This window comes from Pseudothauera hydrothermalis (genome assembly GCF_003345255.1).
Classification (GTDB): Bacteria; Pseudomonadota; Gammaproteobacteria; order Burkholderiales; family Rhodocyclaceae; genus Pseudothauera; species Pseudothauera hydrothermalis.
On the sequence record NZ_CP029331.1, the window covers coordinates 1057537 to 1072600 of the forward strand.

Genomic DNA, 15064 nt, shown 5'->3' on the forward strand with positions numbered 1-15064 from the left:
TGGGCCATCTGCGGCGTTGCGCGGTGCTCGCTCCCTCGCCTATCTGTGTGATATGTCTCGGTCGCTGCGCTCCGTGCGCCTTGCATCTGGCCATCCTCGCTACGTTTTTCAACGGCCTGCTAAACCGCCAACGCCGTGCTTCAGCCGGCCGCGAAAACCCGGTTTTTGCCTGCTCGCTTGGCGGCGTACATGGCGCGGTCGGCGCGTTCGATGGCAAGGTGAGCCGGCTCTTGCGGGTCGAGCACGGCGACGCCGGCGCTGAAGGTGATCAGCAGGTGCTTGTCGTCAGCCATGAAAATACGCCGGGTGAGCTCCCGCTGCAGCCGGGTGAGAATGGCCACGGCCTCGTCCAGATCGGTATCCGGCAGCAGGATGAGGAACTCCTCGCCGCCATAGCGGCACACCGAATCCTGCGGGCGCAGCGATTCCCGTACCACGGCCGACAGATGCTTGAGCGCCTCGTCGCCGGTGTTGTGGCCGTAGGTGTCGTTCAGGTGCTTGAAGTTGTCTACGTCCAATAAGCCGATGCACAGCACCGTGCCGCGCCGTTGTGCCAGGGCGATTTCGCGCTCCAGCGCCTCATCCAGGCCCTTGCGGTTGAGTGCGCCGGTGAGCGGGTCGTGACGCACTAGCTCGCTGGCCTCATCGAGTTCGCGCTGCAGGCGCAGGATGTGTTGGTTGGCCTTGTCCACCTCGGCGCGCAGCGTGGCGATTTCTTCGGTGGAGCGCTCGGCCGCGGACTGGGCGTTGCGGGTCTCGCTCAGGATGTCGCCGATCACCTCCGATAGTTCGGCGATGTCGGCTGCGGCAGCGATGCGTGCGGCCCCGCTTTCGAGCGCTTTGGCGTAGTTTCCGGTGACATTGCCGAAGCTCGCCAGCCGGTCCACAAAGCCGGCCAGCATGGATTTGAGGCGTTCTTGCGCATCCGAGAGCTGGCGCTTGAGGTGGCTTTGTTTGTCGATCACCGCCAGCAGCCGACGCTGCACTTCGTCCAGTACCCGGATGTCGAGCGGGCCGGTAAAGGCCTCCGACAATACGCTCAATTGGCCGTGCAACCAGCGGTCGTCGAGTACCAGCTCGCTGATGTTTTGCAGGATCAGGCGCAAGACGTTAAGCAAACCTTGGCGCACCGCGTGCTGGTCTTCGCCCGCCCACTCAAGCTTGCGGATGAGGGCGTCCAGGCGTAGCGCCAGCGGGTCGAGCTCATCGCTTTGTGTCACCAGAAGCGCCTGTGCCAGTGCGCGGGCCTCAGCGGCCAGTTCCGGCATGTCGGCCAGCAAGCTGCTGATTGCCGGATGCAGAAGCCGGGCGGTCAGTTGTGTGTTGTCCACACGCTCGGCCGTGGCCAGGGCCAGGATGGCGCGGCGCATCTTCGGCCAGCTACCGCTATTGGCGGCATCTTCGAACTGCTGGGCAAGCTTGAGCGCCTCCGGGGTGCTGCGCGGCAGGGACTTGGCAATGGCGCGCAGGGCAGGGCCGGGAAACGGGTCTTCTTCCGCGCTGCCGGCAATCTGGTGGTAGGTGCGGCGGTAGTGGTCGGGAGTGGGCGCCAGCCGCTGAGCCGCCAGGCGGCGCAGTGCTTCGCGGGCGATTTCGGAAGGTGAGGAGAATTCCGGCATGGTCCCAGACGACGCGGCTACGAGTGTGCTGACTTTACCATTGCCAATGCCTTGCCGGTGGCCGGATCGGCGCTCAATCCACCAACCCGTGGCGTATGCCGTAATGGGTAAGTTCCGCGTTATTGCGCATGTTCATTTTTTCCAGCAGGCGGGCACGGTAGACGCTGACCGTTTTGACGCTGATATTGAGCGCCTCGGCAATCTGCGCCGGGGTGCGGCCGCTGGCGATCAGGCGCAAGGTCTGGAATTCGCGGTCGGAGAGTTTGTCGTGCAGCGGGCGGTCGCCGTCTTCCAGGACCGCGTTGGCCAACACCTCAGCCACTGCCGGGCTGACATATTTTTTGCCGCTGGCAACCTGACGGATGGCGGTAACCAGTTGCTCCGGCGCGCTTTGCTTGGACAGGTAGCCGGCAGCGCCGGCACGCAGCGCGCGTACCGCGTATTGGTCTTCGGGATGGATGCTGAGAATCAGCACCGGCAAACGGGGCATCTCCTTGCGGATCATTTTCAGCGCATCGATGCCGTTGCGTTCCGGCATGGAGATGTCCATCAGCACCACGTCCCAGGGCTGTTCGCGCAGCATTTGCAGCGCCTTGACGCCGTTTTCGGGTTCGCCGGCCACTTCCAGGTCATCGGTCTCGGACAGAATCTGGCGCAGCCCCTGACGCACGATGGCGTGATCGTCGGCAATCAGCACACGCAGTCGGGCATGGGTGTTCATTGCGGCTGCGCTCCTTTGCACCTTTCGGCGCCCGAGCCTTCGGCAGCCGCCAGCGGGATGGCGACCCGCAGCCGTGTGCCGCTGGGGTGGCAGGGGTGTAGTTCGAGACGACCGCCCAGCTCGTCGAGCCGCTCGCGCATCCCGCGCAGTCCAAAAGCGCGCGGCTTGTCGATGTCTGCCGCGGTCAGGCCGCGGCCGTTGTCGCTGACTTCCAGCAGCACTTCATCGCCTTCTTGGGTCAGTCGCACCGCCACCTGACTGGCCTGTGCGTGCTTGCATACGTTGGTGAGCGCTTCTTGAAAGATCCGGAACAGGGCCACGGCGGCGTGTTGCGGCAGCTGAATGTCGTGGTCGGCGCAGACGATACGGCAAGCAATGCCGGTGCGTTGGGCAAAGTCTTCGGCCTGACATTCGATGGCTGCGCCCAGACCGAAATCCTTGAGAATGCCGGGCCGCAGCTCGCGGGTCAGCCGGCTGACAGTGGCCAGCGCATCGTCCAAGAGCTTCTGGATTGCGCGTGCGCGCCTGCGCAGCGGCTCGGCCTCCAGCCGGGCGGCCAGTAACGCGGTTTCGATCTTGATGGCCACCAGATGGCCACCGAGTATGTCGTGCAGGTCGCGTGCGATGCGCTCGCGTTCTTCTTCGCGTGCGGCTGCCAGATGATTGGCCAGCGCGTTCGGCTGTGCGCTCGGCTTGGTTGGACGTTCAGCGGCGTTCATCGTCGGGCTGTTCATGCGGGCATCGGCCATCGGCGCGCAGGTCTGAGCCGGCCGCCGCAGCGGCGGCGCGATTGGGGGTAAAGGCAAATTGCCGGCTGAGCGAGCTGGCGTAGCGCCATCCCGCTGGCGTGGCCAGTGGCTGGTCGGCCAAGGCGTCGGCGGGGTTTGGGCCGACCTTGTGCGTGAGCAACCAGCACAGGCTTACCCATTGTCCGTTGCCGAACGGGTCCGCACGGCCATAGCCGAGCCAGGTGCAGGCAGTGGTGGGGCCATGCTGCTGGTCGACCACCGCGAGGTCGATGGCACGGCCGGCTTCGTCCAGGAAGATCAACCCGGCATCTTGCAAGGCCCCGGTAAAACCGGCGGTTTCCGCCGGCGACAAAAAGCCCACCCGATACAGGTCGCGATCTTGGCACAGTGTGCGATTGGGAACCATGGTCAGAAAGCGCGCTGGGCCGCCGGGCAGTCTGGCGGCCACCGCATCCTTGCGGACGATCACGGAGATGGCTTCGGCGAGAACGGCCATGCTGGAATGGACGGTCGAGGCTCGTTCGGAATTATCGCATGGGGGCGTGGCTACAGAGCATGGCCTGTCTGAGCCGTCGATATCCAGCTTGCCATGCGCCGGCCGGAAGGTTTTACGTCGGTTTTACGTCGGCGCGGATCATTCGGTTGCCTAGTCTGTTTGCCGTCGCCCCAGCCCGCGCCGCCACAGCGGCAGCATCGCCAGCGCGATGAGGATTTCCAGCGCGCCGACGATGACAAACACCGGCAGGTAGGGGTCGATGCCTGCGGCGCGAGCGCTGCCGACCAAGGTGCCACCGACCAGCGGCCCGAGCGCGAAGCCCAGCGAACCGGCGACGTTGAAGCCGGCGAGCGTGCTGGCGCGCTGAGCCGATTCGGCCAGTTCCGCGGTCAGTACCAGCGAGGGCGCGTACATCAACGCGGCGACCACGCCGCCTGCGGCCATCAGCGCGGCGACTGCGCCGGCCGGGGCGAATCCGAGTGCGATCAGGAATACGCCATAGAGCACGCTGCCGGCGATCATCATACCCAGGCGGTCCCAGCGCTGGCAAAGCCGCCCGGCCGGGTAGGTGAAAAGCGAGAACGGCAGCAAAAAGGCGGCCATCACCAGACCGATCTGGCGGGCGTCCAGACCGAGCACCGCGTTGAGGTATAGCGAGAAGGTGGACACGATAAAGCCCACCGTGAGGCGATCGACAAAGGCAAAGGCATAAGGCACTGCCAGCATGCGATTGGCGGCCAGCTCGCGCAGCAGGCGCTCCGGCGAGGGGCGTTCGGTTGCGCGCGGCGCATCGCGCAGCGTAAAGGGTACGGCCACCGCCAGCGCCAGCATCAGCCAGCCGCCCAGCCACGGCACCTGGGTGGCCGCCGCAGCGCCGATCCATCCGCCCAGCGGCGCCCCGCTGGCTACGCCCAGACTGACCGCCGCGCCCACCGCGCCCATGCTCGCACCCAGGCCGCGCCGTTTGCCGTGGTCCGCGCCCAGCGTCATGAGCAGAGACAGCGCGCTCATGTGCGCACAACCTTCCACGAAGCGCAGCGCCAGCACAACGGGGTAGGACCAGTGACCGGCAATGAGCAGCAAGGCCAAGCCATTGACCGCCAGTGCGCCAGCGATCAGCGGTACCCTGCGCCCCAGACTGTCCGAGGCCAGACCGGCCAGCGGCGCGGCCAGAAGGGCACCGATCATATTGACCGACATGAACAGGTGACGGGCGAGATCGCTGGTTTCCGGATACCGCCCTTCGGTCAGCTCATGCAGGACCGGCACCATCCCGGTGACCGGCAGCATAAGCAGATAGATGACACAGACCAGGGGCAGGACGGACATGGGCGGGCCAAGGCTTGCCAGCGCGAAATCGATAGCCGCGAGAGCTTGCCCGAAGCGGCTGCGGGCAACAAGCGCCCAGATCAAAACCATGGGTTGCGGGTGGGTGCCGGCGTCGATGTCCGGCTGCGGCGGCGACTGGGGTAGAATGCGCGCGCTTTGCCCTTCCTGCATAGAGCCCTGCACGATGAACACCGAACAAACGATCGCCACGCAGCCCGATCTACACCCGCAGGCGGCCACCGAGCCGCGCGAATTGCTCAAAAAGCTGCAGGCGGTATCGCCCACCTTCAAGGACTGCCGACCGCTGGCGATTCGGATCGATGCAGCGATTCACCAGCGCTTTCCGGAATTCAGCCGTAAGGCGCTGCGCACTGCGCTGCGTCTGCACACCAGCTCTACCCGTTACTTGAAGGCGGTGGAAAAGGGCGATACCCGTTTCGATCTGGACGGCCACCCCGCCGGTGAGGTGACCGAAGCGCAGCGCAATCATGCCGCTGCGCTGCTCAAAGAGCGGTTTGCCAAGGCGGCCCAGGCACGGCGGGCGCAGCGCGAGGCTGCTGAGGCCGAGCGCCGGCGTCAGGAAAAACTGGCCCGCCTGGTCGACAAGTTTTCGCGCTGACCCGGCGTTGGCTTGCCGCTTCAGGCGCTGATCGGGCGGCTGCTTGGCGTCGATGGGCGCAGATTGCGCTGGTAACGCGTCAGCGCCAGGTCATCGGCGCGGATGGCCGGTTGGCGGCCAAGCACCAGGTCTGCCACCAGACGCCCTGAGCCGCAGGCCATGGTCCAGCCCAGCGTGCCGTGACCGGTGTTCAGATACAGCCCGGCCACCGGGGTGGCGCCAACGATGGGCGTGCCGTCCGGAGTCATCGGACGCAGGCCGGTCCAGAATTCCGCGCGGGGCCAATCGCCACCGCCGGGGAAGAGATCGCTCGCCACCATTTCCAGCGTCGCACGGCGGCGCGGATTGAGCGACAGGTCGAAGCCGGTCAGCTCGGCCATACCGCCGACCCGGATGCGGTTGTCAAAGCGGGTGATCGCCACCTTGTAGGTTTCATCCAGCACCGTGGAAACCGGCGCCGCGGCAGCGTCGAGTAGCGGCGCGGTAAGCGAATACCCCTTGACCGGATAGACCGGAATGTCCAGGCCAAGCTGCTGCAGAAAAGGCCGTGAATAGCTGCCGAAGGCGAGCACATAGCGGTCCGCGCTCAGGCGTTGGCCGCCAACGATCAGCCCGCTGATGCGTTGGCCCGCCAACTCGAAGCGTTCTACCGTCTGGCCGTAGCAAAATCGCACGCCCAGCGCGGCGGCCATCTCGGCCAGGCGGCGGGTAAACAGCGCGCAATCGCCGGTCTCGTCATTGGGGAGCCGCAGGCCGCCGGCGAGTTTGTTGCGCACCCGGGCAAGCGCGGGTTCGGCCCGCGCCAGGCTGTCGCGGTCGAGCAGTTCGTAAGGCACGCCGCACTCTTTCAGTACTGCGATGTCGCGCACTGCGGCTTCCAGTTGCCCCGGTGTGCGGAATAGTTGCAGCGTGCCGAGGCTGCGTTCCTCATACTGGATGCCAGTTTCCGCGCGCAATTCACGCAGGCAGTCGCGGCTGTATTCGGACAGCCGCATCATGCGCTCTTTGTTGATCGCGTAGGCGGACGGCGTGCAGTTGCGCAGCATGGCGGCCAACCAGCGCAATTGAAACAGGCTGCCGTCGGCCCGTAGGGCCAGCGGGGCGTGGCGCTGAAACAGCCATTTGATGGCCTTGAGCGGAATGCCGGGCGCGGCCCACGGGGTGGAATAGCCGGGCGATACCTGACCCGCATTGGCATAGCTGGTCTCCAACCCCGGACCCGGCTGGCGCTCCAGCACGGTCACGCTTGCGCCCGCACGGGCCAGGTAATACGCGGTGGTGGTGCCAATGACGCCGCTGCCAAGAACGATGACCTGCATGTCTGTCTCCGAGGGGCTATGCTCTCCTTGAATGTGCGCAGTCTAGAGAGCTACAGATAGTGATTTTCACTTTAATATTCATGTGATTTAGTGAAATACTCTGAAAATGCCCCAGTGATTCTTGGATGGAAGTGAAATGCGCGAACTCGATCGCACCGACCGCAAGATTCTCGACATCCTGCAGAAAAACGCGCGTATTGCGATGACCGAGCTGGCCGAGAAAGTGGGACTGTCGGCCACGCCGTGCACCGAGCGGGTGCGCCGCTTGGAGCGTGAGGGCGTCATCACCGGCTACCACGCCCATGTCAACCCGCATGCGCTCGGCCGCGGCCTGCTGGTGTTCGTGGAGATCAAACTGTCGGCCAAGTCCGGCGAGGTGTTCGAGCGGGTGAAAAACGAAATGCGCTATGTGCCCGAAGTCATGGAATGTCACCTGGTGTCCGGCGACTTCGACTATCTGATCAAAGCGCGCATTGCCGAAATGAGCGAGTACCGTCGCCTGCTTGGCAACATTCTGCTCAAGCTGCCGGCGGCGGCCGAGTCGCGCAGCTATGTGGTGATGGAGGAGATCAAGGAGACCTTGTATCTGCCAACCGGGGTGTGAGCGGATGCGCGCGCAGGTGAGGGCGCCCTTACAGTACCAGCAGGCGGTCGCGCAATTCGCGGGCGCGCGCAAAGGCTTCGCGCGCCTCATCGCTACGCAGACGCACCGGTTGCAGTACATAACGACGGCGGTCGCGGCCGGTGGCTTCGATGAAGCGGATCCGCATGGCGTCGCGGGCCGCGCTCGGACCGTCTTGGACGATGGCGCCGCGCCGGTCGACCTGCAGGTCTATCGGGTCGATCCGCAGCGCCTGTTCCGGTCGCTGTAGAAATTCGGCCAGCGCTCGCAATTGCTGGGGCGCAAGCAGCCCGTCGGCAAGCTTGCGCAGTTGCTCGTCGAGTTCGGCAATACGCCGGGTGAACCGCTCGGCCTGCGGGTCATCCGGCCGGCGTTGGATGCGGGTTTTTTCCAACTCGCGTTCCATCTTCAGGCTGTCGCGCGTGTGACGCGCCGCGGCAAGGTGTTCGGCAAAAGTCTGCAGCAGGCTCTCAAAGGCCGCTTCACGCAAGGCGGCACGCAAGGCGGATTCATCGAGGGCGGGCCACACCAGGGTATGCTCGGAAAAATACAGCAGGCACTGCGGCACCTCGGTGGCAATCACCCCGCCATGGTCGGCCACCCCCAGCACCCGCTTGTGGTGCCGGCGAGCGGCCAGCAGCGCATGGAAATGTTCCTGCTGCCAGGCCGCGGGGGTATCGAGAAAGGCGCGTAGCGCCCTGCTGCGGCCTATGGTGTCGGCAATGTCGTCGGCCGAGGCAAACAAGGTGTGCACCAGCGGGTCGTTGGCAAAGGACTGGCGGCTGATCTCTATCGCGCCCGGCAGCGCATCGACCAAGGCCGCGCAATAGGTCAGCGCGTGGGCAACCGGACCGCACAGCCGGCGTTCGAAGTCCGGTTCGGCGGCCAGTGCTTGGCCCAACACCTCGGCCACGCGCGCCAGTGCCGCGCGCACTTCAGGCGCCGGCGGGGGCGTGGGCATCAGCCAGGCACGGAGAGCGGAAAAAGGATTCATCGATGTACGGCAAGCACTGTAGGCGGCAGCCAAAACAATGACTTTAGCGTTTGCGTCCGCTAATGCAAGGGCCGCCCGACGCATTTACGCCCGTGGCCTGCGGAGTCGGCTGTCATCGGGGCGAGCTGCCTGTGACGGGATAGGTGCCGCGCAAAGGAGGGGGGCCGTTACAATGCCGCCATGTTGCTTTGTGCCGCTGTGGTCATTTGAAGTCATCTGAATCGTCCTTTGCGCCGTTGTCTGCGCTGCAAGCGCATTGGCTGGCCGAGCTGGTGCGCCGTCGCGAGGAGCGCGACGGCAGGTTGAAAGACGCCCAGGTCAATGCCGCTGCGAGGGCTGCTGGCGGCGATCTGCAAGCCCGTATCCTGCGCCGCGCGCAGATGCTCGGCGCACGTGAAGGCTGGCGCGAGGCATTGCTGCGTTGGGGCAGCCGTGCCCGCGTGCTGTTTTTTATCGCCGCGGTGCTGGCGTTTTTGGCTGGCTGCGGGGCGGCCGCTGGGGCGTTGGGCGACGGCAGCCGGCCGGTGAACGTGGTCTGGGCGGTTGGTGGGCTGCTCGGTGTGCATCTGATCAGCCTTGTGCTGTGGTTATTGGGGCTGGCGCAGGCTGGGCGCGGACCAGGACTTTCCGCCGGCGGCCTGTTTGGTCGTCTATGGCTGCAGCTGTCGGCGCTTACCGACCGCAGCGCGGTGGCGGCCGATCTGCTGGGCGCGCTCGGCGGCTTGCTCGGGCGCGCCCGGGTAGCGGCCTGGGGGCTGGGGGCGGTGAGCCACGCCCTGTGGGCTGCGCTACTGGCCGGTGCCACGCTCGGCATGTTGGCGCTTTTTGCCACCCGGCGTTATGGTTTTGTGTGGGAGACCACCATCCTGCCGGCAGATGTTTTCGTGACCTTTGCCGCTTGGCTCGGGGCCTTGCCTGGCGCGCTTGGCTTTCCGGTGCCGGATGCGGCCACGGTGGCGGCCAGTGGCCAGCAGGCCATGCAGGCCGAAGCCGGGCAGCGCGCCTGGGCGGGTTGGCTGCTGGGCAGTTTGGTGCTCTATGGCGTGCTGCCGCGCCTGGTGCTCGCCGCTGGGTGTGCATGGCAGTGGCGGCGCGCTTGCGCGGCGCTGACGCTGGATCTTGCGCGCCCTGGCTACGCTGCGCTGCGCCAAGTGTTGCAGCCGGCTTGCGAGCATCTTGGGGTGAGCGACCCGGCGCCGGTCGGGCTGCCCGCGACCTTACCTACCGGCGCGCATACGATGGCCGTCGATGGTGAGGCGGTGCTGCTTGGCCTGGAATTGGGCGCAGAGCAACCCTGGCCGCCGGTTTGCGAAGGCGGCTGGCCGGCCGGCATGCGTGACGGCGGCCGGATCGATTCGCGCGAGCAGCGCCGCGCGGCGCTGGCGGCGCTGGCCGGGCGCCCGCCGCAGCGCCTTTTGGTGGTGGTCGATGCGCGCCAGACGCCAGACCGCGGCAGCCTCGGCTTGATTGCCGAACTGGCTGCCCATGCGGGCGAGACCCGGGTGTGGGCGCCGGGTGGCGGCCAGCGTGCGGCGCAATGGGCACTGGCGCTATCCAGCGCTGGCCTGTCTGCTGATCTGTTGTGTGCCGAGCCGGCCGCAGCGCGTGTCTGGCTGGCGGGCAAGCATGGAGCGAGCGCATGAGCGCGATGCTGCGCGTGGCCGTGGTCGGCCACACCAATACCGGCAAAACTTCGTTGCTACGTACCTTGGCGCGCGACACCGGCTTCGGTGAGGTGGCAGACGCACCGGGCACTACCCGCCATGTGGAGGGGTTGCGCCTATACGCCGATGGCGTGCCGGTGGTGGAACTTTTTGACACGCCGGGCATGGAGGACGCCATCGCTTTGCTGGAATTCATTGAAGCCTTGGGCACGCCCGGCGAACGCTTGGACGGTCCCGAGCGGGTGGCGCGTTTTCTGGCTACTCCGCTAGCCGGGGCGCGCTTCGAGCAGGAGGCCAAGGTGTTGCGCCAATTGCTCGCCAGCGATGCCGGGTTGTACGTGGTGGATGCGCGCGACGCGGTGCTGGCCAAGCACCGGGATGAGTTGGCCATACTGGCCAATTGTGCGCGCCCACTGCTGCCGGTGCTGAACTTTGTCGCCGCCCCCGTGGCGCGCACCGGTGCTTGGCGGGCGGCGTTGGCCCGCCTGGGGCTGCATGCGGTGGTGTGTTTCGATACCGTGGCGCCGGCGGTCGAAGGCGAACGTCTGCTGTTCGAGGCGCTGGCGACCTTGTTGCATGCTCATCGTCCGGCATTGACCGCCTTGGTTGCGGCGCGTGATCGCGAAGCGGACGAGCGCCGGGTGGCCGCGCGCCGGTTGGTGGCCGAACTGCTGATCGATCTGGCGGCGTACCGTGAGCGGGTCACGGATGTATCGGAGGCTGCCCTGGCGGTTGCACTCGAACGCTTGCGCGGGGTGGTGCGCGCCCGCGAACAAGCCTGCGTGGACGCTTTGCTGCGTCTTTACCGCTTTCGGCCGGATGACGCGCGGGCAGCCGAATTGCCGTTGGTCCAGGGACGCTGGGAGGACGACCTGTTCAACCCGGAAACGCTACGTCGTATGGGCGTTCAGGTATCGACCGGGGTAGCGGCCGGCGCCGCGGCCGGTGTGGGCGTCGATCTGATGGTCGGCGGCCTCACCTTGGGCGCGGCCGCTGCCCTGGGTGCGCTGGCCGGAGGGCTGTGGCAGGCGGTGGGCCATTATGGCGGGCGGCTAGCCGCCAAATTGCGCGGGCAGCGCGAGCTGAACGTAGACGATGCGGTGTTGCGGGCGGTGGCGCTGCGCCAGCTGCTGCTAATCGACGCGCTGGCCAGTCGTGGCCATGCCGCGCTGGTGCCGATCGAGCTGGACGCCTGCCCGCCGGTCAGCGGCGATTCGCGGCGGGCGGCTTGGCGCAGCGGCGCCCTGCCACCTGCATTGCGGCGTTCCCGTGCCCATCCGGAGTGGGTGGGCGCGGGCGATCCAGCCCGCGAAGCGGCGGTCGAGGCGGTGCTCACCGAGCTGCCTTGAGCCCAGATCGTCGATGCGGCGGCCGGCGCGTGGCCGCACCGCCAGCCGATCGGGCTTTAGCCGTTTGCGCCAATCACGCCCCGGCGTAACTGGTCGCGCTCCATGGATTCGAACAGCGCTTTGAAGTTGCCTTCGCCAAACCCCTCGTCGCCCTGCCGCTGGATGAACTCGAAAAACACCGGTCCCAACAAACATTCGGAAAAAATCTGCAGCAGCAAGCGTGTGTTGCCCTCGGCGGTGCTGCCATCGACCAGGATGCCGCGTTGTTGCAACGCGGCGCTGTCCAGTCCATGGCCGGGCAGGCGTTGGTCTAGCATCTCGTAATAGCTGGCCGGCGGTGCGCTCATCAGCGGCACGCCGGCTGTACGCAGGCGGTCGACGGTTGCCACCAGATCGTCGGTCAATAGCGCCACATGCTGGATGCCTTCGCCGTTGAATTTCATCAGGAATTCTTCGATCTGCCCGGTGCCGCGGGAGGCTTCTTCGTTGAGCGGGATGCGGATCTTGCCGTCCGGAGCGGTCATCGCCTTGGAGGTCAGTCCCGTGTATTCGCCCTTGATGTCGAAGTAACGGATTTCGCGGAAGTTGAACAGGCGCTCGTAAAAGGCTGCCCAGTGAGCCATGCGCCCGCGATACACATTGTGGGTGAGGTGATCGATCTCGCGCAGGCCGTGCCCGACCGGGTGGCGGTCCGCGCCTTCCAGAAAGCGGAAATCGATGTCGTAGATCGAGCTTCCGTCCCCGAAACGGTCGATCAGATACAGCGGTGCGCCGCCGATGCCACGGATGGCCGGCAGACGCAGCTCCATTGGCCCGGTGGGCATCTCCATTGGCTGTGCGCCCAACTCCAGAGCGCGCTGGTAGGCCAGATGCGCGTCGCGCACCCGGAAGGCCATGCCGCAGGCCGAGGGGCCGTGCTCGGCGGCAAAATAGGCCGCTGCGCTGCGAGGTTCATTGTTGAGGATGAAATTGATGTTGCCTTGGCGGTAGAGCGCCACGTCCTTGGAACGATGTTCGGCGATGCGGGTAAAGCCCAGCGCCGTGAAAATCGGCTCCAGGGTGTTGGGGGTGGGTGAGGCGAATTCGACGAACTCGAAGCCCATGAGCCCCATGGGGTTGTCAAAAAGGTCGGCCATGCCGGTGCTCCTGAAAGATCGATCGATGAAGGTTGAACTGCGGATCGATCAGGCATGCGGGGGTGCGCCCGGCTTGCCGCGCACGCTGCGCGCAAGATGTTGGCCGATGCATAGGGCGAGCCCGGGCGTGAGGGCCTGGCCGCGGGGGCGCAGCGGAAAAAACACCGGTTTGTCTCCTCGTGTCGCCGGGCATCTGCGGCCCGGTCGGATGTTTTGGGGTGTATGCGGCAGTTTAACCCAGCGCGCCCAAGGTGAGCGCGGCTAGCACTAGGTAACGGCCGGCTTTGGCAATGCTTACCAGAAGGGCGAAGCGCCACAGCGGTTCGCGCATGATGCCGGCCACCACGGTGAGCGGGTCGCCAATGATCGGTGCCCAGCTCAACAGTAGCGACCAGTGACCGTAGCGGCGGTATGCGCCTTGTGCCCGCGCCAGCGTATCGGTGCGCAGTGGGAACCAGCGCTTGTCGCGCCAGCGCTCGATGAAACGACCCAGCAGCCAGTTGAGCAAGGCGCCCAGTACGTTGCCCACGGTGGCGACCGCGACCAGCGCCCATGCCGGCTGCTCGCCAAGTAGCAGCAGGCCGGCGAGGGCGGCTTCGGACTGTAACGGCAGCACGGTGGCGGCGCCAAAGGCGGACAGGAACAGACCCAAGTAGAGGGCGGTGTTCATCGGCAGGGCGGGGGGCTGAGATATTCGGTCATCTGGCTGGGTGAGAAGGGCAGCGTTGACGCCGGTCGGCGGTAGAAGCCAGGTGCCGGCGGTCAACGGTCAACTGCGCAGCAGCACCAGTCCGGCCACCAGCGCGCAACTGGCGGCCAGACCGATGGCCAGGCGGCCTTCGCGGAACCATAGGCTGCCGATCAGCACCGCAAAAATCACCGCGCTTTCACGCAAGGCTGCAACCATGGCGATGGGGGCGCGGGTCATGGCCCACAACACCGTGGCGTAGGCGGTGATCGAGCACAAACCGCCCAGCAGACCGAGCCGCCAATGCTTGCGAAAGTATGCCAGCGTTGGCCCGGCATCGCGGCGCAGCCGCAGCGCCAAGACGATGATCGGCTCCAGTGCGCACAAAAGCAGCGCATAAGCCAGCGGGTTGCCGGACAGTCGGGCGCCTTGGCCGTCGATTGCCGTGTAGGCGGCAATGGCCACGGCGTTGAGCAGCGCGGCCCGGGCAGCGGGGCTGAAGAAGGCGCGGCGTCGCGCTTGGCCATTGGCAAAGCCGATGGCCAAAATACCCACGCAGATACAGCCGATGCCCACGGCAGCGGTGGCGCCGAGCGGCTCGCCCAGTAGCGGCGCCGACACCAGGGCAATCAGCAACGGCGGTAGGCCGCGCATCAAGGCGTAGCTGAAAGCCAGGCTGCCGCCTTCGTAAGCGCGCATCAGCCACAAAATGTAGACCGTATGCACCAGCGCCGAGGCGCCCAGGTAAGGCAGACTGGCCGGCGCGGGCAGGCCGGTGAATATCAGCCCCAAAAGCCCGAGCGAGGCGGTGCAAAGATGCAACAGCAGGGTGTAGAGCGCCTTGTCGCCCGCGCCGCGGATCAGCGCGTTCCAGGCGGCGTGCAACAGCGCGGCGGCAAGCACGGCAAGTGTGACGCCGGTCGACAGACTGCTATCGGGCACGGCATCGTCCCGGCAAGACGGCCTTGCGGCGATGGTTTCGGGCGCTCATTGCCCGGTGTCCGCAAGTTCGCCGTCCATCAGCATGCGCGCCCGGCCGCCCTGGGCGTGATCGAATAGTGCCTTTGCACAGCCCTCTGCATCCCGGTGGGTGAGTAAATCGACGATGGCGCCATGTTCTTCGGCGAAATGCGGAATCGCCCGCGGGGCGAGCAGGTTGCGCCGACGAAACAGGGTGAGTTGTTTGACCAGTCGGCGGTAGGTGTCGATCAGGGTGCGGTTGCCGGTCATCTCGATGATGTGGTCGTGAAAATTCAGGTTGAGCGCATGAAAGCGCTCGATGTCATTGGTGTCGGCTGCCGCCCGCATGGCTGCGACCAGCGCACCTAGCCGATCCAGTTGTTCGGCAGTGATGCGCGTGGCCAGCAGGCGGCCGGCGGTGGCGTCGAGTCCGGCGCGCACCTCGTAGATGTCGGCGGCTTCAGCCAGGGCAATCACCCGCACGAAGGCACCGCGGTTTTTCTCCTGTCGGATTAGGCCGTATTCCTCCAGCGTGCGAAAGGCTTCGCGCAATGGGCCGCGTGAGACGCCCAGACGGTCGGCCAGGGCTGTTTCATTGAGTTTGACGCCAGGGGCCAGCTCGCCGGAAAGAATGAGCCGTTCCAGCGCTTCGGCGACCAGGCGGGTGAGGGAGGTGCGTTGAACCAGCGCAAGCGCGGTGTCCGTGGGGGTGTCAAGCAAGGCGGGCATGGATCGAGACAGGTTATGCGTGGCGGCCAGTATAGCGCAGAAGATTGGATTGTAGATTGTCAACAATCTG

15 protein-coding genes are annotated in these 15064 nt (G+C 66.0%); 4 read left to right on the forward strand and 11 right to left on the reverse strand.

The window, feature by feature from the left end; genetic code table 11:
• Positions 1-140: 140 nt before the first annotated feature.
• The 5 genes from DIE29_RS05165 to DIE29_RS05185 form a co-directional block, all read right to left on the reverse strand.
• A complete protein-coding gene (locus DIE29_RS05165; protein ID WP_102042089.1) occupies positions 141-1619 on the reverse strand; it encodes a GGDEF domain-containing protein in 1479 nt (492 codons plus the stop codon).
• Positions 1620-1692: 73 nt separating this feature from the next.
• A complete protein-coding gene (locus tag DIE29_RS05170; protein WP_114649404.1) occupies positions 1693-2340 on the reverse strand; it encodes a response regulator in 648 nt (215 codons plus the stop codon).
• Entirely contained in the window at positions 2337-3059 is a 723-nt protein-coding gene (locus DIE29_RS05175) for a sensor histidine kinase (protein WP_237269513.1), read from the reverse strand. Before DIE29_RS05175 ends, DIE29_RS05170 begins: the two co-directional genes overlap by 4 nt.
• Positions 3046-3585 (reverse strand): hypothetical protein, encoded by a 540-nt coding sequence (locus DIE29_RS05180; protein ID WP_114649405.1) that lies wholly within the window; start codon positions 3583-3585, stop codon positions 3046-3048. The genes DIE29_RS05175 and DIE29_RS05180 overlap by 14 nt, the downstream gene beginning before the upstream one ends.
• 150 nt (positions 3586-3735) lie before the next feature.
• The gene (locus DIE29_RS05185) at positions 3736-4914 is read right to left on the reverse strand and encodes an MFS transporter (protein ID WP_102043224.1); all 1179 of its coding nucleotides are present in this window, start codon (positions 4912-4914) and stop codon (positions 3736-3738) included.
• A 184-nt stretch (positions 4915-5098) separates the two neighbouring features.
• Here DIE29_RS05185 and DIE29_RS05190 point away from each other — a divergent pair, with 184 nt between their 5' ends.
• Entirely contained in the window at positions 5099-5533 is a 435-nt protein-coding gene (locus DIE29_RS05190) for a ProQ/FINO family protein (RefSeq protein WP_102042085.1), read from the forward strand.
• Positions 5534-5553: 20 nt separating this feature from the next.
• On the opposite strand, the gene DIE29_RS05195 is transcribed toward DIE29_RS05190, so the two are convergent.
• Entirely contained in the window at positions 5554-6852 is a 1299-nt protein-coding gene (locus DIE29_RS05195; RefSeq protein ID WP_102042084.1) for a D-amino acid dehydrogenase, read from the reverse strand.
• A 136-nt stretch (positions 6853-6988) separates the two neighbouring features.
• Here DIE29_RS05195 and DIE29_RS05200 point away from each other — a divergent pair, with 136 nt between their 5' ends.
• A complete protein-coding gene (locus tag DIE29_RS05200; protein ID WP_102042083.1) occupies positions 6989-7456 on the forward strand; it encodes a winged helix-turn-helix transcriptional regulator in 468 nt (155 codons plus the stop codon).
• Positions 7457-7484: 28 nt separating this feature from the next.
• Here the strand turns inward: DIE29_RS05200 and DIE29_RS05205 are convergent, their stop codons facing one another.
• Positions 7485-8468 carry a hypothetical protein gene (locus DIE29_RS05205; protein ID WP_114649406.1) on the reverse strand — a complete coding sequence of 328 codons (984 nt, stop codon included), beginning with the start codon at positions 8466-8468 and terminating at the stop codon, positions 7485-7487.
• 206 nt (positions 8469-8674) lie between these two features.
• Here DIE29_RS05205 and DIE29_RS05210 point away from each other — a divergent pair, with 206 nt between their 5' ends.
• Positions 8675-10111, forward strand: a complete 1437-nt coding sequence (locus DIE29_RS05210) for a DUF2868 domain-containing protein (RefSeq protein WP_237269514.1) — start codon at positions 8675-8677, stop codon at positions 10109-10111.
• A complete protein-coding gene (locus tag DIE29_RS05215) occupies positions 10108-11481 on the forward strand; it encodes a GTPase/DUF3482 domain-containing protein (protein WP_114649408.1) in 1374 nt (457 codons plus the stop codon). The genes DIE29_RS05210 and DIE29_RS05215 overlap by 4 nt, the downstream gene beginning before the upstream one ends.
• Before the next feature lie 56 nt (positions 11482-11537).
• Here DIE29_RS05215 and hppD read toward each other — a convergent pair whose 3' ends face one another.
• The 4 genes from hppD to DIE29_RS05235 all read right to left on the reverse strand — a co-directional run bounded on the left by hppD (position 11538) and on the right by DIE29_RS05235 (position 14994).
• The gene (gene hppD, locus DIE29_RS05220) at positions 11538-12617 is read right to left on the reverse strand and encodes a 4-hydroxyphenylpyruvate dioxygenase (protein ID WP_114649409.1); all 1080 of its coding nucleotides are present in this window, start codon (positions 12615-12617) and stop codon (positions 11538-11540) included.
• Positions 12618-12849: 232 nt separating this feature from the next.
• Positions 12850-13287: a YqaA family protein gene (locus DIE29_RS05225; RefSeq protein WP_102042078.1), complete on the reverse strand. Its 438-nt coding sequence runs from the start codon at positions 13285-13287 to the stop codon at positions 12850-12852.
• A 99-nt stretch (positions 13288-13386) separates the two neighbouring features.
• Positions 13387-14247: a DMT family transporter gene (locus DIE29_RS05230; RefSeq protein WP_102042077.1), complete on the reverse strand. Its 861-nt coding sequence runs from the start codon at positions 14245-14247 to the stop codon at positions 13387-13389.
• Between the two features lie 45 nt (positions 14248-14292).
• Positions 14293-14994: an FCD domain-containing protein gene (locus tag DIE29_RS05235; protein ID WP_102042076.1), complete on the reverse strand. Its 702-nt coding sequence runs from the start codon at positions 14992-14994 to the stop codon at positions 14293-14295.
• Positions 14995-15064 lie beyond the last annotated feature (70 nt).